Origin of the sequence: Anabaena sp. AL93 (genome assembly GCF_001672085.1) — a bacterium.
Lineage (GTDB): Bacteria > Cyanobacteriota > Cyanobacteriia > Cyanobacteriales > Nostocaceae > Dolichospermum > Dolichospermum heterosporum.
This window is the reverse complement of sequence record NZ_LJOU01000008.1, coordinates 23,246-47,623: the sequence shown is the minus strand read 5'-3', so window position 1 is coordinate 47,623 and position 24,378 is coordinate 23,246. Positions and strand designations below refer to the sequence as shown.

Genomic DNA, 24,378 nt, shown 5'->3' with positions numbered 1-24,378 from the left:
ATTAATCAATCAATTAATTAATCAATTAATTAATCAATCACAAAAATCACACAAATCATGAAAATCACAGTCCAAAACCATCTGTATCTAAGGCTGATGAACGACGACGACGACGACGATTAGGAATAGAACTACTATTACTATCAGATTCTATTTCTTTTTCAATTTCCGTTTTTTCTTCAACTTTAGTTTCTTTCTCAGGTTCTATTTTTCCTTCAGCTTTAGTTGCTTTTTCTCCAAGAATTTCTGTCAATTCTGGAAATATTACTAATGGTGGAAAGGATGAATCTTCTTCTATCTCAAATTTTGATGTCGGTAGTTTAATAGCGACAACTTCAGGAAGTGTTTTTTCAGTAACAATTGGTTCAGGAACAACTTCAGATTCTTCAATAGGTGATTGTCCTGGTTGCACAACATTGATAATCACCGATCTAGGATTTTTTCCCTCCCGATCTAACTTGAGTAAAGGAGAAATTCCCATTTCAGCATAAGTATCCTGTTCCTTTGCTGACATTTCCACCGTAATCACCTCTGGTGGTTCTACCTTAATCGGGTCTAATTTTACCTTTGTCCGTTCTGGTCTTTCCGTCCAACCTGATTTATTAATAGTTGGGGGAGAGATTTCTGGTATTGGTAATTCAGGTTCTTCTAAGTCTAAATCTGGATCATTAACAAAAGCTAGAGGATTACTAGGTAAGCGGGATTCATCCTTACCGTTACCACCATTCACACTAATGCGGCTACGGCGGGTCCGGGTACGACGCTTATCATTTAATTCTTGGTAACTAGGATGATTGATCAGATGCAGAGAACTAAATTCCGGTTCAGTTTCAAATCCATCACCAAAGCCATCATAGACATCTTTTGGTGTCACTTGTGGCACACTACCGATATCAGGTATGCGAGTAGTGGGTGCAGGTGGACGAGATTCCCTTTGAGGCATGGGTACAAATCGCTCTGGGATGTCCGCAGCCGGGATAGGCAGACGGTTTTCTAGTTCTCCAGGTAATCTGACGGTATGTCCTAAGCCGCCACAAGTAGGACAAGTTTCGCCAAACAATTCATAAATGTTTTGACCTTGACGCTTACGAGTAAGTTCCACCAAACCTAGTTCAGTCAGTTGGGCAATTTGGGGACGGGCTTTATCAGCTTTAAGAGCTTTGTTAAAGTGTTCTAAAACTTGCATTTGATCACGTCGGGATTCCATATCAATGAAATCAACCACAATCACACCTGCAATGTTCCGCAACCGTAACTGACGAGCAATTTCCGCTGCTGCTTCGCAGTTTGTCCACAGCACTGTTTCTCTAGCAGTTGCCGAACGGGTGAATGAACCGGAGTTCACGTCTATGACTGTTAAAGCTTCCGTTGGTTGGATGATCACATAACCGCCTGATGGTAAATCTACCCTCGGTCTGAGGGCTTCACGGACAGCGGCATTGATGCGGAAATATTCTAAAATGGGTGAGCGATCGCGGTGATGATCAATTAACAGTCCTTGGGGTGTTTGTCCACCACTCCAGTTTTGTAAATACTGCTTCACTCGTTTTAAACCAGTGCTGGAATCAACAACTATGCGATTCACATCACTACCATACATATCTCTAAGAACGCGCTGAATAAAGTCATCATCACGATTCAGTAGAGCTGGCGCACGGGAAGTCACTGCTTCTTGCTGGACAATTTCCCACTGCTTTTGCAGCACTTCCAAATCTTCAATAATGGCTTCTTCTGGCTTACCTTCTGCTTCTGTGCGTACCAGTAACCCCATCCCTGCTGGTTTCACTAAAATAGCCAAAGCTCTGAGGCGGTTACGTTCACTTTCGCTTTTAATCCGTCTCGATAAATTTACCCCTCGTCCATAGGGCATTAACACTACATAACGTCCAGGTAATGTGATATTACCTGTGAGCCTGGGACCTTTTGATCCGGTTGGCTCTTTCATCACCTGCACTAAGGTTTTTTGTTGTGGTGTCAACAGTTCTGTGATTGCTGCTGCACTACGTTTCAGCCTTAATGGACCTAAATCAGTGACGTGAATAAATCCGTTGCGTTCTGGATCGCCGATATTGACAAAAGCCGCATCTATCCCAGGTAATACATTTTCTACTACACCCAGATAGATATCACCAATTTGGTGATGACCCGTAGCTACAACTAGTTCTTGTATTTGATCTTCTGAAAATACAGCAGCAATTTGATACTGCTCCGCGATGATAATTTGTTTTGGCATTCAATTTCCTCAAAAATTGGCAGCACCGCTGGGAATTACCAGGAATTTCTTTGTTATCCCGCTTGTCCTAACGGTCGCTGCTACAAGACGCTACTAGTAATAAAAAATTTCAACTTGAGTAGCTCTGCAAAGTTATGAAGAGCTAGTGATACTGTGATTGCGTTTACACGCCGGATTATTCCTGGATAACTGCATATAGTTTAAGAACTTCCATCAACCGCCCTTGGCTGATTTCCCCTACTATACGCTGCTATTTAAACTTTGGATATCCGTAGATATCTGTTTCAAAGTTAAGATTCATTAAGTAAAGCTGACCATATCTAAATATAGCAACACACAAGGTAGTTAGGACATCAATTAATCATGAAACTCATCCCCAACCAGGGTTTTACTCCTGACTCGCTGACTCCTGACTTCTGACATAACACACGCGTGGTAAAAAACCTCTGCGTCTAGACACGGTATCTCTTTGGGTTTACCATCTGCCGATGTAGGGAAATCTGCCTTAATCACTGGATTCACTATCCGTGTTTTTACTAGAAAGTCTAGCTAGGTGCAGATAACTCATGTGGTCATCCTTGTAAGAATTATGGCAGGGTTGTAATCTCTGTCAATACTTGTGTTGTACTTTTACAATTTAACACACTTGCATTCATAGCAATTGCTTAAAAGCCCGCAATAAAAGCAAGTCTTATTTAAGAGATGGACTTGGATCGGTCAATGGAGAAGTTAACGAAAGCTATTGTTATTGACACTCTGCGGTCTGAAGACACGCGGATTCTTTAAGACTTGCTTAAAAGGGACAGTCAAGTATCCCTTAGACACTCAAAACAATTACTAGTACGACAGGTATTGCAATTGTGCTTACTTTTAGATTGATTTAGTGCTTTCCGATGCCATCAGTTTTTAGTGTTAAACGCTCCATGCTTCACCATTGCTTGTTTACCCAGGCTACGGCTATGCCGAGACGAGATAAATCAGGGGTTTCTCCTTAATAAAACACTTCTTTGCGTTGATAGTTACTCCTACTAGCTCATTAATTCTATCATGTCACTGCGAATAAATTCGCCGTTGGCACTTCCTCCATTGTCTAAAGCCAAATGGCTTCCGTGCCATTCGTTATTTCTTGTGATTTGTAATCAGCAGTAGAGTTTCTCTGGGATACAATCTTAGAAGTGACATTCTTACAGCAGAATTCACCGAGTCAGGAGTAAAACTGGCTTGCTGTCCGGCTTTGAATTTAGATCCTGTACCTCATTAATTTGCAATCTACTGTATATCTTTGCCTTCGTTCCTGTGATGATCGCAGGTAGTGAATCAAGTCATTCAATGCAGTGCCAGAAAATTTCTCTTGATCATCATTCTAACGCAACCTTGCCAAAAATCAATTCCTACAATGTTCTAATTTTTGACAACTACTAGCAAGTTAGCCAATAACTAGAAGTTCGTCAAATTTATTTTGACGGGTAATGAGCGGAAAAAACTTCTGTTCTTCCCTCCCCTGCCCCCCCTTGCCTCTCTTCTCCCCCTGCTTGCCTTCACCCGTCATTTTCGGGTTGACAGACTACTAGACGCTGGCGGTGGATATGCAAGATGTGAAATTCTACATTTGCCACTGTTTCCAGCATAGACAAGATTTGCTCAGGACGCAAGATTACTCCATCAGGACGACAGCTACCCAAGTAACGCACAACGGCTATTGAGTCCAATTCTTGGTGAGAGACTGAAATTAATTCTATCTCCCACAGGCGATCGCGCAGATTTATTAATTGCTGTTTACCGGATTTGGTTGTATGTGCCGATAAAATCTCCTCTTGATGTTTAATAGTCTCAATCCAGTTTTGCCATTGTGCCGATTGTCCCTCGCTTTGGGCTGTAGACAATGTGAGTAAATACTCGGCTGCTTCTAGCTTTTGGGTAGCGGAGGGAGACTTAATGTCTATTTCTACCACATTATACACAGGAATGTCAGTAGGTAGTTGTTTAACCAATTGGGTATGAAAAGTTGCCACATCAATTGGTTCAGTCAACTCAAAATCAACTATTTCTCCACTACTGGTAGCACCTAAACTTAAAGCACTGGCTAAAGCAATCCTCGGTCCAGGATGAAAACCACCTGTGAAGGTGATGGGTAAACCAGCACGGCGCATAACTCGATCAAATAGACGCATCAAATCTAAGTGACTGACTAAAGCCATATTTCCTTGTTTACCAAAGCATACTCGCAATCGTTGGGCTTTGGTGGTGTTGGGGACAAAATCGCCGGCAAAGCTGGGAATGGGTGGTGCAGCCATAACCACATTATGACCGAAATCAGTGCCACAGACTCCACAATGAGAACAACCTTCAAAAGAGCAGTCAGGGACAATTGCAGCTTCTAGAGCGCGTTGTAGGTCTTGTTGCAGCCACTTTTTATCAATGCCAGTATCAATATGATCCCAAGGTAAGGGAGTATCCAGAGGTGATAGAGTTTCTTGTTCGTTGTTGCTGACAGCAAACAGATTCCATTCGCCATTTTCCACTTGACGGTATTTCCAGTCTAGACCGGCTTCGGTAATGGCTGTTCCCCAAGCTGTAAAGGCTTTATCTACATTATCAAACCAAGCATCCATGCCTGCACCCAATTTCCAAGCCCGATGTAACACTTTCCCCAGAGTGCGATCGCCTCTACCAATAAAGTCTTCCATCGCCGAGATCCGAAAATCCGTGAAATTTACTTTCACATTCCGCATTCCCCGAAATTCTTCTCTGAGTAGGTTTTGCTTTCTCGCAAACTCAGTTGTGGAAACTGAATGCCATTGAAAGGGAGTATGGGGTTTGGGGGTAAAATTGGAAATGGTCAAAGTGAAGTTTAAGGATCTTCTGCCCTTTTCCCAACATTCTTGCTTTAACCATCTTACCGTTTCCACAATGCCAATCACATCGGCATCTGTTTCACCGGGTAAACCAATCATAAAATACAGCTTAATTTTATCCCAACCTTGTGACCACGCTGTTTTTACACCCCGCAATAACTCTTCATTTGTCAAACCCTTATTAACAATATCCCGCATTCTTTGTGTACCCGCTTCTGGGGCAAAGGTTAACCCACCTTGGCGCGTACCTCCCAGGATATTGGCAATATTTTCATCAAACCTATCTACTCTTTGACTAGGTAAGGTGAGGGAAATGTTGTCATTTTTTAAGCGATTTTTTATTTCCATCCCCACCGCTGGTAGGGCTAAATAATCTGAACAACTTAAAGACAAGAGGGAAAACTCATTGTAACCAGTTTCCCGCATTCCCTTTTCTATAGCTTCTACCACTTTTTCCGGTTCGACATCCCTCGCTGGTCTAGTTAGCATTCCTGGTTGACAGAACCGACAACCGCGAGTACAACCGCGACGAATTTCAATGGTGAGGCGATCATGTACTGTTTCTACATAAGGAACTAAGCCGATAGAATAGGCAGGAATGGGTGTGGCGACTCTTCTGAGGACTCTTTTGGGTACATCTGGAAGCAGGGGATATACAGCCCCACCTACACCCATCTCATAGAACTGCGGCACATAGACACCAGGAATTTGCGCCAAGTCTAATAATAGTTCTTGACGACTCAAGCCTGATTTTTTCCCTTCTTCTAAAACCAAGCCAATTTCGGGAAGTAGTTCTTCACCATCTCCCAAAACCATGAAATCGAAGAAATCTGTATAGGGTTCGGGGTTAGAGGTTGCTGTTTGTCCACCGGCAAAAATTAGCGGGTAATTTCCCTGTAACCGTTCTTCTCTAGTCACGGGGATTCCGGCTAAGTCCAACATTTCTAAAATATTGGTGCATCCTAATTCGTAACTGAGACTAAAGCCTAAAATATCGAAGTCCGTCAACCACCGTTTAGATTCCACTGCAAACAGGGGTGTCTGCGTGGTGCGAAGTTTGGCGGCTAAATCCGCTCCTGGTAGATAAGCGCGATCGCATAACTGGCGAGGCTGGGCATTCAAAATATTGTATAAGATGATATGCCCTAAATTTGATGCCCCCACCTCATACACTTCTGGATAGGTCAAAACCCAGCGGATTGTTGCCGTATCCCAAGGCTTATGGACTGCTAAACGCTCATTACCCAGGTAACGGGCAGGTTTTAAAATATCCGATGTTATTAATTGTTCAACTAAAACAGCCACTTGCTATCTTCTAGCTACCATAAATTACAGCTAACCACCCCAACACTAGCATTAATTAGAGATTTTGACTGGAGTTCAATAATTTTATTTAGGTTATGCCTACACGCTGCGCGTTAACGAAGTTCCTCTGAAAGAGTCACGTGCAGAGGCTTCCAGAAGCAAAGGCGCAAAATTTTAGGAATTATATTGACATTATCGTCTAAGCTTTTATAAGTGTAAATTTGCATCTTGTTTAAAGATCAACTTTTTTTTCTGACTTGGCTACAAGTTTGAAGTCTCTTTACTCAATCTTTATAGCTTGACTGGGTTTATTTAAAGATTGTCATAAGTCAATGGTAAAGTGTAATTATATATACATTTTTTTTTAGCAAGTTAAAAAACAATCTACTTATGCCTTCTGAATGCAGATTAATCATCTGTCCCTATAGCAGTTACTCTTGCTGAAACTGTGAATGGAGGTAGTTCCAGGAAAATTTCTCTGTGATTGTCCACCTTGACTTTTACCCTTGTCATTGATAAAAACAGAGTTATAGAATAACTGGTCTTGATTATTTAGTAGTGATCTAAATCACAGGGTTGAGAGGTATAAATCACCTTTTATACCGAGCATTGTCTTAGATAATGACTAGTAACTGCAATTTGGTTTATTTGTTATGAAAACTCGATACGTGATTCGTCAGTTGGTAGAAAAAGCCCTGCATATCCGCAAGCTAACGCCAGAAATCGAAAATGAGATTAACTCGGAATTAACAAAGCTAGGTCATATCTCTGATGTTGACTATGAAGCTTTAGAATTACTAATGGCAGAGATGGATGCTGGTCGGGTACAGTTAGTTCCTACCTGGGGATAATACTCATACTGGAAGGTACTGACAATGCGTATTGACATCCTGTATTGCTAGTATTACCTATGCAATTAAGTCTCTTTATGTTTCTTGTCCTTGTTGATATGCTTGCCACAGTTGATGAATAAATAAATTAAATTGTTGTTTAGCTACTAAATCAGGCTCAAATTTTAGTTCTTTAGGAAAAAGTTGCCCTAAAAAAGCAATAACTTCTGTATCTAAAGCCGGTTTAAACAAATCTAGTGGCCAGAACAAATCTGATACACCTTGTAAATCAATTACAAGTGGTAATTCTGAGTTAGAGTTCACAAGCAGTAAAGGACGCACCCAACACAATTGTCGGGAAACGACGATTTCAATAACTTCTGCATAAAGATGCTGATGGCTATAATCCAAGGATACAATTTGTCCTGGTTGAAATTTTGGGCTGATATCCATAACTATCTAGAGTATTGACTTCTGTGTGGCAGTTTCCTTAATTTTAATAATTCCCGTTGCCAGTGATGAGATAGAAAATAAGGGAAAATTTTTCTGTCCCAATTATTAATGTAAATTTCTTGTGTTTGTGCTATGATGTCATAGGAAAAGCTTCTCAGCAACGCCAAAGGTATTTTAAGATGGAAATACGGCAATGCAGAAGTAAATAACTGTTCAGCATTTGCTTAACAGGAACATATTCTAGTAAATCAACGATAAAAGAGCAAAGAACCGTGTCAGTCGAAACCATTGAGAAGCGTTCTACATCCCGCAAGCTTGCGCCTCAGTATCGCGTCTTGCTCCATAATGATGATTATAATCCGATGGAGTACGTTGTACAAGTGCTAATGACTACTGTTAATAGCATTACCCAACCGCAAGCTGTTAGTATTATGATGGAAGCTCACCATAACGGGTTAGCTTTGGTTATTACTTGCGCTCAAGAACACGCGGAGTTCTATTCTGAAACCCTCAACAATCATGGTTTAAGTAGTACGATTGAACCAGAAGAATAGTTTTTGGTCATTAGTCATTGGTCATTAGCAGTATATTGTTGACTGATGATAATTGACTAACTTTATGAAAATTAATCTCACTCAACTTACCCAATACCCCGTTCCTGTGAGGCTAGTTTGTTTTATACTGGCCTTACTGTTTTTATGGCTACCCCTAGCTGTACCAATTTATTTGCTAGTCAAAGATACTAATTTAGAAAGTATTTTGACGCTGGTGATATTATATGTAGAGTTTATTTTTCTGCTGAATATTTGGGGTAAGCAAGTTTATCAACAACCAAAAATATTCAGCCATTATGGTTTAGAATTTACGCGTCTTAATGGGGTGAATGTGTTGCAGGGGTTGGCTATTGGACTAACTACTGTTTTAGTTTTATTTGGTTTAGAAGGTGTACTGGGTTGGTTGATATGGCAACAACCACAAGTATTTTTAGGGAGAATAATTTTAGAAGGTTTATTAGTTGGTTTTGGGGTGGGTTTTGCAGAAGAATTATTATTTCGGGGTTGGTTATTGGATGAGTTACAACGAGATTATAAATTAAATATCGCTCTCTGGATAGATGCAATTTTATTTGCTGTATCCCATTTTATTAAACCTTTGGAGGCAATTATTCATACTTTACCCCAGTTTCCGGCTTTGGTGTTGTTGGGCTTAACGCAGGTATGGGGAAAACGTTGGAGAAGGGGACGTTTGGGTTTACCTATTGGTTTACATGGTGGGTTGGTTTGGGGTTATTATATCATTAATGTCGGGCAATTAACTAAATATTCGGGACAAGTTCCTGACTGGGTGACTGGTGTGAATAATAATCCTTTACAGGGAGTTATGGGGGTATTATTTATGGGTGGTTTGGCTTGGTGGATAGGGAGTAAACAGCAGGTGACAGGGAAGAGTATAGAATTTGAACATAAAACCTGATTCAGAAAAAAGCGTTGCTGATTAAGGGTAGGAATTTTAGTCTCACGCAAAGGCGCAAAGACGCAAAGGTAAGAGGTTAAAATTTATCCTGTCAATCCTCAAATCCTGGACATCCTGATTCTGACAATTTAGGCTTGACAAAGCTCAAGTCTTGAGTTATCCTTATGTTATGGGTGGGGAAGTGTGCGCCCATATATATAGACTTTTCAACCACCAATATAATTATGATGATTGTTTGTGGGAATTTGGGATTTTTCAGGATGTTGTTTAATGATTGTTTGTGGGGATTGTGGAGATGATTTTGTCTGAATCAGGATATCCAGGATTTGAGGATTTTCAGGATGTTGTTTAATGATTGTTTGTGGGGATTGTGGAGATGATTTTGTCTGAATCAGGATATCCAGGATTTGAGGATTTTCAGGATGTTGTTGGATGATTGTTTGTGGGAATTTGGGATTTTTCAGGATGTTGTTTAATGGTTGTTTGTTGAGATTTTGGAGATGATTTTGTCTGAATCAGGATATCCAGGATTTGAGGATTTTCAGGATGTTGTTTAATGGTTGTTTGTTGAGATTTTGGAGATGATTTTGTCTGAATCAGGATATCCAGGATTTTCAGGATGGGTAATTGGTAATTGCGAAAATGCTGTAAACTAACCATCTAAAGAAGAGCATAAAACAATCTTTCCATCACATCCTGAAAATCCTCAAATCCTGGATATCCTGATTCAGACTAAAAAAATCACCACTTCATCAAAAACAATCTTTCCATCACATCCTGAAAATCCTCAAATCCTGGATATCCTGATTCAGACATTTAAGCGACAAAAGGATACCCAAATTCTTGAAAGTATGAATCATTTATAAATAAAGACCCTATATATGGGCGAACACTTTTCCACTCGTAACATAAGTGTAATCGAAACTGAGAATTTTGTCAAGGGTTAAAATTGTCAGAATCAGGATATCCGGTTACTGAGCGGAGTCGAAGTACAGGATTTCAGGATTGACAGGATAAATTATTTGTGTATGGTTTGCACAATTTCCCAGCCATAACAGAAGCATGGTGGAAACTGAGAATTAAGGTAAATACTTTTGCACAACAGTCCAACCACTGAGAGATACCCAAGCAAATCCTAATAATAAGCAGAAATTACACCCAAGATGTAATGGTCTAGCCCAAGGTTTGATGGTACTAATTTGAGTGGCACTAAAAGCGGATACTAAAACTAAGATGACGACTATTAAACCAGCGACTAAATGTGGTGAGTGTCCTAGTGAACCGAAGTGTCCTAATGTACCAACAATGCCAACGGCTAGGAGTAGTAATACTAGGCTAACTATAGTTATGCCGATTATATAATGGAGCGATCGCACTTGCGGACGATACGAAGGTAATAGAATACCGAAAGATTCTGGGTTTGTTCTGACCCGTAACATCCAAATACCAGTTATGGCTAAAAATAAATAGGCTAGTAAAGATAATCCCATTGACCAAGCGGCTATTTTCCATAACCATAGAAAGGAAGGTAGGTGCATAAAACAGTTCAGTTCCAGAAAGTTACCTATTGAGCTTAACAGGACTTAGGCTTTTTTCGGTATGCACTTGAATGAAATCCAGAATTTACCTAAAAAACAATCCACCAAAAGACTTTTAATTCTGTTCCCTGTTCCCTGTTCCCTGTTCCCTACTATAAACATAAATCAAAATTATGGCTGGTTCTAGAAATGATTGGTTTCCCACGTCTGTTTGGCATTTTTCCCTAGAAAATTATCAACAATTAAATCCTCCACTCTTACAAACTATCTATGCAGAGGAACGTCGAGATAGTCAGGGTGAGAAGTGGTCAAATATACTAGGATGGCATAGTACAGATAGGTTGCATGAAAGGGATAGTTTTGACAACCTGATACAAATCATTAATCAAAATGTCTTAGAAGTTGCCACATTTTTACAATGGGACTTACAAAAATTTAGTCTCAAAATTACAACTTGTTGGGGAATTATTAATCGTAAACTTGCTTCCAACTCTGTACATAATCATCCCAACTCAATTTTAAGTGGAGTTTATTATCTGAAAACTCCTGAAAATTGTGGTGGCATATTTTTCTCTGATCCGCGACCAGCTTCACAGATGATCGTACCACCATCTATAGAGTTTAATCTCTGGACTTTCCCCAAAATCACTTATAAAGCTCGTGAAGGGACAATGTTAATATTTCCCAGTTGGCTGTTACATGGTGTGGAAATGAATACGAGTAATGAAGATCGGGTGTGTATTAGTTTTAATATTGGCATAGTACCTATAAATAGATAATCTTGCCTTAATCAAAAATTAACTTTTAGAAGGATTTTTAATTAAGAAATAGCCAATTCATAGTGCCTTCTTAACCTCTGAGTGAGAGGCTAATAAAAAGTGATATTCGTATTCGGTAAATATAGGTTTTCCTAAATTTACCAAGCATTGATTCAGTAAGCATTACAAAGAAAACTGAGGGATTTTATGGGTAACACACCATTCGATACAACCCAACCGTCTCAAGTAAAAGGATTAAAGGGTTACACAGTTGACCCAATTTTTACAGTTGGTGACAAAATTGGCAACTATGTTGCTCCTGGGATTCTTGACGGTATTGGCGCTTACTCACTCAACGATACAACTGTTCGTATATTAGTTGTTAATGAGGTAGCGGCTACTGATGGTTATAAGTACACCCTGAAAAATGGGACACAACTCCCCGGCGCAAGAGTTAACTATTTTGATGTTGACAAGCGCACATTGCAAATCGTTGATGCTGGATTAGCCCATGACACAATTATCAACCGCAAAGGTGAAGTTGTTGATGCTGCTGCTGACTTAGAATTTGGTGGTATTCAACGTTTTTGTTCTGCTGCTTTGTTTGAAGCCAATCAGTTTGGTGCGGGTATTGGTTTAGCTGATCGTATTTTCTTCTCTGGTGAAGAAACCAGTAATGGCACACAATTCGCCTTGGATACACAAACAAATACTTTATATGCAGTACCCGCATTTGGTCGCGCTTCGTGGGAAAACGTCACAGAACTAAATACAAGCCGCACTGATAAAGTTGCCTTTTTAATTGGTGACGATAGCAATAACGCGCCTTTATATCTCTATATTGGCGATAAAAAAGCTGGTGGTTTCCTGGAACGTAATGGTTTAGCACAGGGTAAATTGTTTGTTTGGGTAGCAGATGATCCTAGCAGTGCTACTGATGCGATTGAAGCTAATCCTAGCCAGTTCAAAGGCAGTGGTAACAGCACAAACGGTCAATTTGTAGAAATTTCTTACTACAATCCAACAAAAGCAAGTACTACAGGTTATGACGCTCAAGGTTTTGCTACACAAACAAAACAAAATGAGTTAGCTACCGCCGTTAATGCCTTCAGATTCTCTCGTCCTGAAGATATCGCTACCAATCCTTTCGATGGTACTCAAGCTGTTTTAGCCTCCACTGGTATTACTGCAGGTCCTGATGTTTGGGGTACAACCTACAAAATTGATGTTGACTTTAGCCAACTTCTTTCTACTACTGCTACTGTTCCTACAGCAGAAGACACTGCACCCTTTTTACTACCAACAGGATTCACTCAGACAGAAATTGTTGACCGCAACAAAGCTAATCTAGATCCTCAATTTGCTGCCACCTTTGGTAACTGGGACATGGTGGCACTCGATCCCACCAACCGCTACATCTACATTCCGATGGAAGTAGGTCAAGGCGCTGGTTTAGCTCGCTACGACACCCAAACTGGTGACTTTGTTTCAGCCTTGACTGGTCAAGCGGCCTTACCCTACACCACCAATCCTACGGTTTGGGATAAGAATAATGATGATTTTGGTCCTTTTGACCCTGCTGTATATACTCCTTACGGAACAGTTCTTACCGCCGAAGAAAGAACCAATGGTCGTCTATTTGAGTGGCTTAACCCCTTGATGGCTGCTGGTGATCCAGCCAATGTGGTTTGGCGCAGCAATATTCCTGCGGTTTCCCATGAAGGATTGAAGTTTGACACCTCTGGTACTTTGTACTTTATTGATGAGAGCAACACTGGTTCTATCTACAAGTTTGTACCTAAGACTGTTGGTGATTTGAGTGTTGGACAAAGTTTTGTCTTGAAGGTAACTGCCTTTACAGGTAATGCTTCGGAAAACTGGAACTCTACTGCAAATGCAGCTACTACTCGCACTGGTGCAGCTACTTGGGTGGCGATTACCGATGCTAATGGCGTGAAAACCACCACCGCCGATCCCTTTGACTTTAGTAGCACTACTACGGGCGGACGGGCAGCAGCGGATGAAGTTGGTGGTACACCCTACGGTCGTCCAGAAGACTTAGAAATTATTGGTGACATTCTTTATGTAGCTACAACTAGCGAAAACGCAGTTTATGGCATTAACCTCAAAACTAATGAAGTTAAGCTTTTTGCTAGTCGTAGCACAATTGATGGTGGTACTGCTTTAGCTGCGGGTACCAACCTCAATAACCCTGACAACTTGGCTAGTGATGCTGCTGGTAATCTTTACATTATCGAAGACAACGGTCCTGGCGATATCTGGAAAGCATCTGATAGCAATAAGGATGGTGTAGCTGAATCCATCACTCGTTGGGCTAGTTTGGGAGTTGCAGGATCTGAACCTACTGGGTTGATTTCTACAAACAATCCCAATGAATTTATCGTTGCCATTCAACACCCCACATCTGGAAATGATGCTCTGTGGAAGATTACAACTGCACCAGAAATCACTGCAAAAATTGACATCCTTTACGATGGCAACGACGCTGGTAAACAAGATTTCGGTATGCGTAGTCCTGATAACCTCGACTGGGCTGATAATGGCAAAATTTACTTACAAGAAGACCGCGCACTAGGAGCAGATATCTGGGGTGCAACTTCTAAGCAAGAAGCCTCTATTTACGTTCTTGATCCTGCTGCTGCCAATCCAGCGGACAGCTTAACTAAAATTGCACAAGTTGATCGCTCGGCTGTTCCTTCTGGTCAAACTGATTCTAGCCCCACTGATATCGGTAACTGGGAAACTTCAGGTATTCTAGACGTTTCTAGTCTTTTTGGTAACGCTCCTGGTACACAGTTTGTGTTTGATGTCCAGGCGCATAGTATTCGTTCTGGAACAATTATTACCGCCACAAATATTGATGGTAATGGTGATGGCACAAAAACTAGACAAGAAAACCTGGTTGAAGGTGGTCAGTTATCTTTCTTGACTGCGCCTAATGCCAATTTGATTCAGGACACACAATTCTTTGCCGGTACACCTAATGCCGATACAATTGTCGCCAAACAAACTCCTGGCTTTAGTGGTATTAAGGATGTCGTGTTTAGTGGCGCTGGTAATGACGAGATTGATAGTGCGGCTGCGGGCGCTCTTGCCAGTAATAACATTATTGACAGTGGTAGCGGCAATGATACCGTGTTTTTAGCCAGTAGCGATCGCGCTTTTGGTAGTGATGGCAATGATACATTTTTCGGAGATGAAGCCAGTAATTTCCGTGCCTCTGGTGGCGCTGGTAATGATCTGTTCTTCCTGGGTAATGGTTCTAATGGTCGTGCCTTGGGTGGTGATGGTAATGATACCTTTGAAATCGGTCTTGGTGGTGGTCACACCCTAGCTGGTGGTGCTGGTGCTGACCAATTCTGGATTGTTTTTGGTGAATTAACCAAAGCTACTAATACAGTTCTCGATTTCCAAATTGGTACTGATAAAATTGGTATTTCTGGTGCTGCCAGTTTAGGTATCACTACAGCCAATCTGACTTTGACTCAAGTTGGTGCTGATACTGCGATTATCTTTAGTGGTCAAACTTTAGCCACTTTAACTGGTATTCAAGCGAGCGCTTTGAGTGTGGCTAATCCTAATCAGTTTGTCCTGGTTTAATTAAAGCCAGCATTTAATAGTAATTACTTGTAACTAAATACCTTGGCAGACTAGCTTAACCTTTACGTGAAAACCTCAAAAATATTAACACTCATACTCAGCAAATTAGATTTACCTAAGTTTGCCAAAACAGGACTTATTAATTCAGTAAGCATCATCAAAGGAATTGAAGAGTTTTATGGCTAAGAATACAATTATCATGATCGGCGACGGTTTAGGCTGGGAAATGGCTCGCGCTGCGGCTATCTACCAACAAATCAGTGAAGGTAAGACTGGTACAACCCTCAATGACTTTTATACATCTGGCAAGGGAACAGGGCTTAATTTCCAAACCTTGACAGGTTATACACAAGCAACTACCTACGGAACTACAATTGCAGGTAGTAACGGTATATATAACGTATCAAACTCAGCCCTCAATGGTAATACCTTCACTAATGTGACAGGTACAGCACCTATCCGTCCTGGGTTTGAATTTAATCCCACATTTAACCCTGGAACTACCCCTAATGGAGGAGCAAACGCTAACAATGGTGTTGTTGGCAACCTTGTGGGTTACGATCCAGTTAGAGGTGGTATAAATCCTTGGACGGCAGGTATTGATGCTGAGTATATTAAGTACAGCTATCCTGACTCTGCTAACACAGCTACCACCCTTTATTCAGGGATTAAGACCTATAACGCCGCTATTGGTGTTGATATTTTTGAAAATCCTGTTGAAAGTGTGCTTTCTAGAGCGGCATCTCTTGGTAAATCAACTGGTATAGTGTCATCTGTTCCTGTTGATCATGCTACTCCTGCTGCTGCTGCTGCAAATGTCAATAATCGCAACAAGTTTGATGGTGAATTTCCTTCACTAGATAACATCTTGCAGCAAGAACTCCGCATTTTCCAACCAACTGTACTCCTTGGTGGTGGTCATCCTCTTTCTACACCAGGAAATCCTTTACCAGTAGGTGTTGAACCAGATTCAATCAGAACCAACACTTACATTACACAATCAACCTATACAGAGTTACGTACCAAGCCTACCAGCAACATTTACGACTACACCTTTTTGGAACGTGGTGCAAATGCGGCTGAGGTATTGGCGAATACTGCGGCTCAACTTGATCCCGAAAAAGGCGATCGCCTCCTTGGTCTCTATGGTGCGCGTGGACAAGATGGTAACTTGCCCGTTAGTTCTGCCGATGGTGACTACAGCACCACTGGTTTGGGAATGTTCACCGTCTACTCAACCAAGGGTCTAAATCCAGATACCCTGAGACCTCTCAATCCTGGTGAAACAGATACACAGTTCATTGCCAGAGAGACTGACGAAAACCCAACTCTTGATGACCTGACTAAAGCCGCTTTATCTGTATTAGGTAAAGATCCCGATGGTTTCTGGTTGATGGTTGAAGCTGGTGATATTGACTGGGCAGCCCACGACAACAACCTTGACAACCTGATTGGCACAATTTTAGACTTTGACAAAGCGATTGGCTCTACCATTGAGTGGATTAACCAAAATGGTGGTTGGGCGGATAACCAACTGATCGTTACTGCTGACCATGACCATTACCTTACCCTTAATGGCGACTACCCTACATTAGTCAGAAACCTCGGTGCTGAACAATTAACTACCATTGACACAATCTCTGGTTCTGGGCAATTCTGGGGAACTAGCGCCACCGATAAATACGAATGGGGAACCCATACCAACCGTCCTGTCCCTGTTTACTATCAAGGTGTTGACTCTGAAACACTAACAAATTCAATCGGTACAGGTTTTGAATCCTACGGTTTTCAAATCCCCGGTCTTGCTAATACCGTTGATCAAGTCCACATTGCTAAAACTTTGTTTGCCTCAGTAACTGAAGTTAATCAGGAAGACTTTGTTTCTGGAACTACTGGCGCAGATACCTTAATTGCACTTCAAAATATAGATGGGGTTCAAGACACTGTATTTAGTGGTGCAGGAAACGATGAAGTTGATTTAGCATTCAATAGCAATGCTCGTAACAACATCATTGACACTGGTAGCGGTAACGATAAAATCTACGTTAGTCGCAACGACGTAGCCTTCGGCAGTGATGGCAATGATGAATTTGATGCTAGAGATGGTAAAGGTGAGAATCGGATGTCTGGTGGCGCTGGTGATGATACTTTCTATTTAGGTAGCAATGACCGGGCATTAGGTGGTAGTGGTAACGATAAATTCTACGTTGGACTCGGTGGTGGCAACCTGTTATCTGGTGGTATTGGCGCTGACCAATTCTGGATTGTCAACGCTGAACTACCAAAAGCCGCTAACACAGTTCTAGATTTCCAAGTTGGTACTGATGTGATTGGTATTAAGGGTGCTGCTAGTTTAGGCATCACTACCGCCAATCTAACTTTGACTCAAGTTGGTGCTGATACTGCGGTTATCTTTGGTGGTCAAACTTTAGCCACTTTAACTGGTATTCAAGCCAGTGCTTTGAGTGTGGCTAATCCTAATCAGTTTGTCCTGGTTTAATTAAAGCACTTTCCGGTCTTATCAGGTACAAGAACCCCACCCCCAACCCCACCCCCGCAAGCGATGAGGGGGCTAAGATGCACCTCATAAGAGCAGAAACCGCTGTAAAGTTGGGATTTAATAGTAATTACTTGTAATTAAATACCTTGGCAGAACTTGATATTTTTCGAGGTTTTGCCAAGGTTTTTTATGATGGTAGGAGTTAGGAATCACGGAGTCAAACGGGAATTATTTGTAGGTTGATTGATTTGACTTGGGGATAGTTTCAAAGCCGCAATAGGTATTGGAGTCGCTACAATCACAACCGCAATAGATAAAATCACAGCAACAGGTTTACCTCCAAATGTTAATAAGTCTTTGAAAATGGTTTCTGTGGTCAAGCTGAGGAAAATAATGATAATACTCAACAAATACTTTTAAGTCACCTGGCAAAACACACCGCAGGATTAGGTTTAAATGAATGAATTAATTGAGTTGACGGGAATAGATGAAACTGATTTACAGAAAGCTTTAGAAGTTTTGAAACATCATGATGTGATTGTAGAAAATCAGGGACGCTGGAGAATAATCGTAGAACTAGTTCGGCATTGGGTTGTTAATATGTTTTGTTGAACCTACAAACAGATATAAATTTGATTAAAATATGAATTTGGTAGGAAATATTGCTACTATAGAGCAAAATAGAGGTATGACCTATGCCTAACGTCGAAAAACTTAGCATTGCCCTAACACCAGAAATGGCTACTTTGGTTCGTGATGCGGTAAAATCTGGTGAATATGCCAGCAGTAGTGAAATCATCCGCGAAGCACTGCGGGACTGGAAATATAAGCGGTTTATTCAATCCCAAAATATTGAGGAAATACATCGTTTGTGGCAAGAAGGTATTGATAGCGGTACTGGAAAGTATGCAAACATAGACGCTATTAAGCTAGAAGCACGAAAGCGTTTCGCTCAGATTTCTGAGAGGGATGTGTAATTAGATGGCATATTTGCTTCGTACTACCAAAGCGGAAGAGGACTTGATTCAAATATGGTTGTATATTGCTACTGATAATCAAGTAGTAGCGGATAGAATTATTGACCTTTATAACATTACGGAAAACCCATAGCCCGCCTGGGAATGAATTCCCAGTCTAATAGCAAAAGTCATCTGAAGATGACTAAAAATCCCCATAAATCTATAGTTTACTTTAGTAAACTTTGACTATTAGCCATGAAATTCATTTCATGGCGGGTGCGAAAGCCAATAAATAAGACATTTTTCGGTTAAGTTGACAATCTCTAAAAATCATTAAGTCAGATTTAAATACTATCAGGATCTACACCCAAAGCCTTTAACTTTTCTGCTAGTAATTGAGCGCGTGCTTCGGCATTTTTAGCCCGTTCATCACCAGTTAGTAAAATATTACCATTTTGATCACACCAACGTAACCAAGAATCATTTTTACCTTCAAATTCTCCAGTCCATAAAGTTATTCCTAAACCAATATCTTCTAACCAGTTATTTGTAGTTTCTATATAACGTCTACCCTGGATAGAATAAATTCTGAGAATCTCTTCTCCTAAATTTTGATGTGGGTCATAGACAATATAGTAAGAAACTCGCATTTTTTCATAAATTTGCAACTTTTTATCTAGTTCTGCACCTTCTCGATTTGATACAATTTCAATAACAACTTCTGGCGATTTACCAAATTTCCAAACTAGATAACAACGATTTTGTTTTTCCCACCAGTTGTCAGGAGTTTGTACATCAAAACTAACAAATACATCAGGAACGATCGCAGGTTCACCATAAGTATGATAAACACCAACATTGGCTTCAGCTAAAAAAACCTGATTTTGTAAAGAACTGTAAAGAGAACCGACTAGAAGGCGTTGTTGTTTGGCAGATGCAAAATCATCCACAGGTGTATCATCTTCAGTGACTAGCAGGTTGGCATCTGGTACATCACAATCATCAATTTCAGTTTTGATGAGAAGTTGGTCAATCATGATTGTATCCACTAGTTGAGATATGGAAATTATAACACTAAATACAGGAATACTATGGTTGTTTTACAGTTATGAAATAGAATGTTTAATACCTATATTCTACATGGGCAAATACAAGGGAAATTTGGACAAAGTTCTGCCTCTAGCGTAAAGTCCGAAATATCACTCTTCCTGGATACTGTTGCTGATTAATTTTGGCATAGACTCGCAAACAGGTTAATACCTCGCCAGGATTACCACCACAGTCTAATTGCAGGTCATCCTTAGAAAATTCACAAACATCAGCATACAGTCCTGATAATTGTTTGAGTCGGACTTCATTACCTGCTTTAATAGCTTTATCGGCGGCTTTTTTTAACAGATGTCGGGATTCTTTTTGTAATTTTCCCCACCAAGAATAACGTTCCGCAGGGGGGATAAATACTAAGGAATGAATGGCTTCATCTATGTCAATCCAAGCACATAAATTAAGAACTGTATCAGTATTTTCATCTATTCTTTGGATGCGGTGAAAGCGATCGCTTAAAGCATCAATATATTGATAACGTTGTTCCAATTTGGCAGATAAAGAAACTACATCAAAGCTAAAAACACTTTTTAAAGCATGATGTAAATCTGGATCTATTTCTATAAACTTAATATATAAAAGTAAAAATCCGGCGATTAAATATAAATTTTCAGAAAGATGAGTTTGGGAAATTTCTGAATTTATCAAAGCTGTTTGAGATAAACATAGTCCTTTGGCTTGAACTGTACCACTCAACCCCGGATAAATAATTTCATCACGCACAAATGGCAATTCATTCAGATTGATATTATCTACAACTGCCCCTACTTCCTGTGCTAATTCTAAAGCCTTATGTCGCCAAGATGTCGCTACATCTTCAGGAACTCGCAATAGTTTTCTATGAATTTCGTTCCATATTTCCGTATCAGTTTGACCTTGAATATGAGAATTACCTAAATAAGAATTTAATTCTGAATTGTTATTAAAAATTTCTTTTAATTTTAATAATTTTAATTTATTTGTTAATTCAGGTTGTTTGAGATCCCCGACTTCTTTAATAAGTCGGGGATCTGAGGATGATGGTTCTAATAATTGATGAAGTTCTTGTAGAAGTTCTTCGCATACCTGACATCCGGCATCAAATGGATATTCTTGATTTGCTTTTGTTAAAGTTGCAGCTAATCCATATAAATTAAACCGCAATATTTTGGCTAATTCTGAGTTTTCTATAGTTAATAGTTTATGTAGATTCTGCATAATTTCATCAGGATGAAAATAAAAGATTTTAGATCCCCGACTTCTTGAAGAAGTCGGGGATCTTGAACTTAATGAATACCGCAAAAAGGATCACGTTCTTTATCAACTTCATTGGGTTGTAGTTCCAATTCTGCCCGATAAACACATCCTTCTTGTTCGAGACATTCTTGATTATTAGATGTCCAATAAGGAACTGCCCCCGCGTGCATTCTTAATATGCCTGTATTATCAAGAGTTACATGATATTGACAGGGATAATCTGTGATAATATCTGGTCTGCTGAGTGTACCAATCCGTAGCCATTTTTTAGTATTTGTCTCACTATCAGTTTGATAAATGTAGAAAGTATGTTGACCACTTTGAGGAAATGGTGGCAAAGGTTTACTGATTAATCCTGTGCCTGGTTGCTTCACACCATCTTGTAAATAATGAAATGTTTCCATTGATTTACTTTCATTATTATCAATGGCAAATACTAAATGATAAGCATGAGGTTGATCAACTGTGGCAGATTCTAAAACATTGACAGCAATATCACCATCATTTAAGTTGTGTTGGTGGTTTTCTACAGCGATATTCCACTTTAAATTACCATCAGTAAACAAGGCATTTTCAGTAGATTTAGATATGACTGAATTAATATCAATACCAACCACGTCTATTAAATAATGGGGATTACCTCGACATAGTAAAATACTAAATTGTAAAGCTTGGTCAATCTCAAATTGGACTTTGATTTTTTTGAGAAATTCCTGTTCTTCCATGCCCAACTTATCCATCAATATTTTACCGTCGAAACTACCCCACAGACGAAAAGTTCCATTTTCATAATCTTGACGATGGATAATATTAGTTAATTGAATGCCCTGCCAAGGTGTCCGCACTTTAGCAACCGTATCCCAAGGTGCAAGCTGATATAGTTCTTGTCCAGCACTAAAAATGGCTAATGGGTCGTTACTTTGGGTTTTGCGTTTGAAGTTGCAAGGAAGATAATAAAACAGGTTTTTGACATCAATTTCTAATTGATTTGCACCTTTGCGTAATAGACTTTTAGATTCTTCAGGATCAAATCGAAAGCGGCGCAGTTTTTCGGCATAACAAGCACCTGCTGAGGTAGCAAGTTTAGTAAATTCTAAAACAAAAGTAATTCGTTCGGGATTCCAAACAAAATATGGTGATTGACTAAATTCCTCGTAAATTTGTTGTTGCACAAGATCAAGACTACAGGTTTTTCCAGAAAGAATTAACCAATCTACTTTTTGATTAGGTTCTGAACTGAGACGGCTTTCTATTAAACCTTTAGCAATCCCAATTGCTTCTTTAATTGACGAAGTTGCTGCCCGTTCAAATTGCTGATGATCTAAAGTTAAATAAATAGATTCAGAACTTCTAACTTGAAATTTAACAGCACTTTGGGCAAGCAGTTCGCCAATTTGTTGTTCATTTAAAGTGAAAGTTAATAAAGAACCATCTGTGGTTGTTTTTTGTCCTAATTTGAGTTTGGCAGCTTCCGCATGATCCCACAATGTGTAAAAGGTTTGTAGGCGTTGGGGTGCCTGTTGCCAACGAGTTGGTAAGACTTTTTCCGCTGTATCTAGGGCATCTTTAAAGGCAACATCACCTTCAGGATTTTCCTTATCTATACATTTTAATAAACTACCAGTTTTAAATTTTCCATCTTCTAAAAAACGGTCGTTTAATTCGGAGTTAATTAAGTCTTCTAATTTATCGCTTTCGATGTCACCTGTAGTAACTGCGGTAAGGAGAAAATCAGAAATTGCTACTTTTAACAAGCGGAAAATTCGTAAAGTAATTAATTCACCACCTAATTGTAAATGTCCTGAAGAACCTAATAATTTAGGAGTCAGTTTATAGTAACGTCCTCCTAAACCTCGATCTTCATGATCTGCAAAGAAAGGGGTTTTATCTTCGAGGGTAAGTTCAATTAAAGCTAAGTCAGTTGTGCCGCCACCAATATCTAAAACTAGGACATTTTGTGACCATTTATTCCCATTTTGACGACAACGAGTTTTAAAAGATTCAATGCCAATATTCAGATTTCCGCCAAATTCTCGCCACAGGAAAAAGATAGCAACAGACACAGCTTCATCATAGGCTGTTTGCACATCATCAATGCCTAATTCCTGTACCAATTGCTTGATTTCTTTACGAACTACGGGAGGGGCAACGGTGGGATAGGTAACAACTGCTGTTAAAAAATCGCCTTCTGAAAATCTGCGTCTAGCCCGTTGCCGATAATCTTCTGTTAATTCAATTAATTGCGCCCAAGCTGCTTGAATGAGGCGATTAACTTGAATGTTTTCTTCGTCGTCTTCTAAGATAATGGGAAAAGATCGATCTTGTCCAAAATAGCGTTTGGGTGAATGATGAAATCTGCTAATAATTTCTTTGACTGAAACAGTTGTTCCTTGGGCTATGGCTTTTTTTCTATTATCTCTTGCGTCTCTACCCATGCGTAGTTTTAAAGGGATTAATTGCGATACTTCCATTTCACTGGGAATTTCTGTACTGCGTCGGTCAATATCTAAAACTACAGGAATTAAATTTTGTGATTCTAATGTGGGAACACGAAAAACTTCATGATATATAGCATAAAGCTTTTTGCTAACAGCCCGCCGAAATCTATCACTTGTTCCTAGACATAATTCAATTTGCCGAATTGCTTCTAAAAATAATTCTTTGTTATCGCTTTCAAAAATTTCACTTAATTGATCTGATTCTGTTTCTAAGTTTTTGCTAATATCAACCAGGAATTTTTCCCACTCACCACTACTAACATCTGGTAAGGCTAAATCTGGGGAGGAATTAAACCATTCCGCCATACGTTCTCTTAATCTCAGTTCTTGTTCTCTGGGTAAAACTTCGGCAATGGGAACTTCTATGGGGTCAAAAAGTGTCACTGTAGAATTGGAAGTACCAAAATCTAAAGCTAACCAACCAGGAAATCTTTTTCTTTGTTTTTCGTTGAGTTTTTCACTGAGTTGTTGACTTAAATTATGCAAATAGTGATCAAATTGTGAAGTATTCATGGGTGGATGATTTTTTGTAGATGAACTTGATGATGTTTGTAAATTGGGTATAAACCAAAGATCACATTCAGCACATACATGATTAGATATGGACAAATTTGGTTTTCCCGCAGCGTCAGAATCAAAATATTCGACAATTACCTTTAAGATACAATCAACTATTGTGGTTAAAGGTGCATCTAACTGACAGGAGTTTTGTCCTAGTTGAGAAATATTATAAATTTGTTTGGGTGTATCTGAGTGAAATTGTCTATAGCTGCTTTGAATTTTTGCTGCTAATTCATTTGGTGTACCTCTGACTATGCAGGTAATTCGAGAAATGTAGGGAATGTTGCTTTTAATAGGGACAATTTGGATGGTGGGTAGATGCAACTGTGCGTTTTCTTTCATACCTAATTTAAAGCTAGGTAGAAGCTGAATTTCCACAGGCATTTTTATTTTCCTTTTTTGTTTGTTAATATTTCATTGATAGTGCATTTCCCTAAATTTATTTGATAACTAA

18 protein-coding genes are annotated in these 24,378 nt (G+C 39.7%); 9 read left to right on the top strand and 9 right to left on the bottom strand.

Annotated elements, in window-relative coordinates:
• Positions 1-64 precede the first annotated feature (64 nt).
• Together AN486_RS03460 and AN486_RS03455 are read right to left on the bottom strand one after the other, a co-directional pair.
• Positions 65-2,233 (bottom strand): Rne/Rng family ribonuclease, encoded by a 2,169-nt coding sequence (locus AN486_RS03460; RefSeq protein ID WP_053538863.1) that lies wholly within the window; start codon positions 2,231-2,233, stop codon positions 65-67.
• A 1,538-nt stretch (positions 2,234-3,771) separates the two neighbouring features.
• Complete coding sequence (locus AN486_RS03455; protein WP_290599302.1) at positions 3,772-6,393, bottom strand: TIGR03960 family B12-binding radical SAM protein; 2,622 nt, start codon at positions 6,391-6,393, stop codon at positions 3,772-3,774.
• Positions 6,394-7,046: 653 nt separating this feature from the next.
• Between AN486_RS03455 and AN486_RS03450 the strand changes: the two genes are divergently transcribed.
• On the top strand, positions 7,047-7,244 hold the full coding sequence (locus AN486_RS03450) for a hypothetical protein (RefSeq protein ID WP_015078743.1): 198 nt from the start codon (positions 7,047-7,049) through the stop codon (positions 7,242-7,244).
• A 75-nt stretch (positions 7,245-7,319) separates the two neighbouring features.
• Here the strand turns inward: AN486_RS03450 and AN486_RS03445 are convergent, their stop codons facing one another.
• Entirely contained in the window at positions 7,320-7,676 is a 357-nt protein-coding gene (locus AN486_RS03445) for a hypothetical protein (RefSeq protein ID WP_199924416.1), read from the bottom strand.
• Between the two features lie 272 nt (positions 7,677-7,948).
• Between AN486_RS03445 and clpS the strand changes: the two genes are divergently transcribed.
• Together clpS and AN486_RS03435 are read left to right on the top strand one after the other, a co-directional pair.
• The gene (gene clpS, locus AN486_RS03440; RefSeq protein ID WP_027401430.1) at positions 7,949-8,230 is read left to right on the top strand and encodes an ATP-dependent Clp protease adapter ClpS; all 282 of its coding nucleotides are present in this window, start codon (positions 7,949-7,951) and stop codon (positions 8,228-8,230) included.
• A 64-nt stretch (positions 8,231-8,294) separates the two neighbouring features.
• Positions 8,295-9,149 (top strand): type II CAAX endopeptidase family protein, encoded by an 855-nt coding sequence (locus AN486_RS03435; protein ID WP_053538861.1) that lies wholly within the window; start codon positions 8,295-8,297, stop codon positions 9,147-9,149.
• A 417-nt stretch (positions 9,150-9,566) separates the two neighbouring features.
• Here the strand turns inward: AN486_RS03435 and AN486_RS03430 are convergent, their stop codons facing one another.
• Together AN486_RS03430 and AN486_RS03425 are read right to left on the bottom strand one after the other, a co-directional pair.
• Complete coding sequence (locus AN486_RS03430) at positions 9,567-9,809, bottom strand: hypothetical protein (RefSeq protein WP_053538860.1); 243 nt, start codon at positions 9,807-9,809, stop codon at positions 9,567-9,569.
• Positions 9,810-10,228: 419 nt separating this feature from the next.
• The gene (locus AN486_RS03425) at positions 10,229-10,687 is read right to left on the bottom strand and encodes a DUF4079 domain-containing protein (protein WP_053538859.1); all 459 of its coding nucleotides are present in this window, start codon (positions 10,685-10,687) and stop codon (positions 10,229-10,231) included.
• A gap of 173 nt (positions 10,688-10,860) precedes the next feature.
• On the opposite strand from AN486_RS03425, the gene AN486_RS03420 reads away from it, so the two are divergent.
• From AN486_RS03420 to AN486_RS03410, 3 genes are all read left to right on the top strand, one after another.
• Positions 10,861-11,466, top strand: coding sequence for a TIGR02466 family protein (locus tag AN486_RS03420; RefSeq protein ID WP_168636135.1), 606 nt, complete (start codon positions 10,861-10,863; stop codon positions 11,464-11,466).
• A gap of 186 nt (positions 11,467-11,652) precedes the next feature.
• Entirely contained in the window at positions 11,653-15,066 is a 3,414-nt protein-coding gene (locus AN486_RS03415) for an alkaline phosphatase PhoX (protein ID WP_290599291.1), read from the top strand.
• A gap of 178 nt (positions 15,067-15,244) precedes the next feature.
• Complete coding sequence (locus AN486_RS03410) at positions 15,245-17,566, top strand: alkaline phosphatase (protein WP_190383969.1); 2,322 nt, start codon at positions 15,245-15,247, stop codon at positions 17,564-17,566.
• A gap of 209 nt (positions 17,567-17,775) precedes the next feature.
• Here AN486_RS03410 and AN486_RS03405 read toward each other — a convergent pair whose 3' ends face one another.
• Entirely contained in the window at positions 17,776-17,976 is a 201-nt protein-coding gene (locus AN486_RS03405; protein ID WP_053538854.1) for a hypothetical protein, read from the bottom strand.
• Between the two features lie 46 nt (positions 17,977-18,022).
• Here AN486_RS03405 and AN486_RS03400 point away from each other — a divergent pair, with 46 nt between their 5' ends.
• The 3 genes from AN486_RS03400 to AN486_RS03390 all read left to right on the top strand — a co-directional run bounded on the left by AN486_RS03400 (position 18,023) and on the right by AN486_RS03390 (position 18,676).
• On the top strand, positions 18,023-18,178 hold the full coding sequence (locus AN486_RS03400) for a hypothetical protein (RefSeq protein ID WP_190383967.1): 156 nt from the start codon (positions 18,023-18,025) through the stop codon (positions 18,176-18,178).
• A gap of 83 nt (positions 18,179-18,261) precedes the next feature.
• Positions 18,262-18,543 carry a type II toxin-antitoxin system ParD family antitoxin gene (locus tag AN486_RS03395; RefSeq protein ID WP_053538853.1) on the top strand — a complete coding sequence of 94 codons (282 nt, stop codon included), beginning with the start codon at positions 18,262-18,264 and terminating at the stop codon, positions 18,541-18,543.
• A 4-nt stretch (positions 18,544-18,547) separates the two neighbouring features.
• Positions 18,548-18,676: a hypothetical protein gene (locus AN486_RS03390; protein WP_257720901.1), complete on the top strand. Its 129-nt coding sequence runs from the start codon at positions 18,548-18,550 to the stop codon at positions 18,674-18,676.
• Between the two features lie 193 nt (positions 18,677-18,869).
• Here the strand turns inward: AN486_RS03390 and AN486_RS03385 are convergent, their stop codons facing one another.
• The 3 genes from AN486_RS03385 to AN486_RS03375 form a co-directional block, all read right to left on the bottom strand.
• Positions 18,870-19,562, bottom strand: coding sequence for a Uma2 family endonuclease (locus AN486_RS03385; RefSeq protein ID WP_290599286.1), 693 nt, complete (start codon positions 19,560-19,562; stop codon positions 18,870-18,872).
• Positions 19,563-19,704: 142 nt separating this feature from the next.
• Positions 19,705-20,826, bottom strand: coding sequence for a hypothetical protein (locus AN486_RS03380; RefSeq protein ID WP_290599284.1), 1,122 nt, complete (start codon positions 20,824-20,826; stop codon positions 19,705-19,707).
• Positions 20,827-20,894: 68 nt separating this feature from the next.
• Positions 20,895-24,308 carry a molecular chaperone gene (locus AN486_RS03375; protein WP_290599282.1) on the bottom strand — a complete coding sequence of 1,138 codons (3,414 nt, stop codon included), beginning with the start codon at positions 24,306-24,308 and terminating at the stop codon, positions 20,895-20,897.
• Between the last annotated feature and the right edge of the window lie 70 nt (positions 24,309-24,378).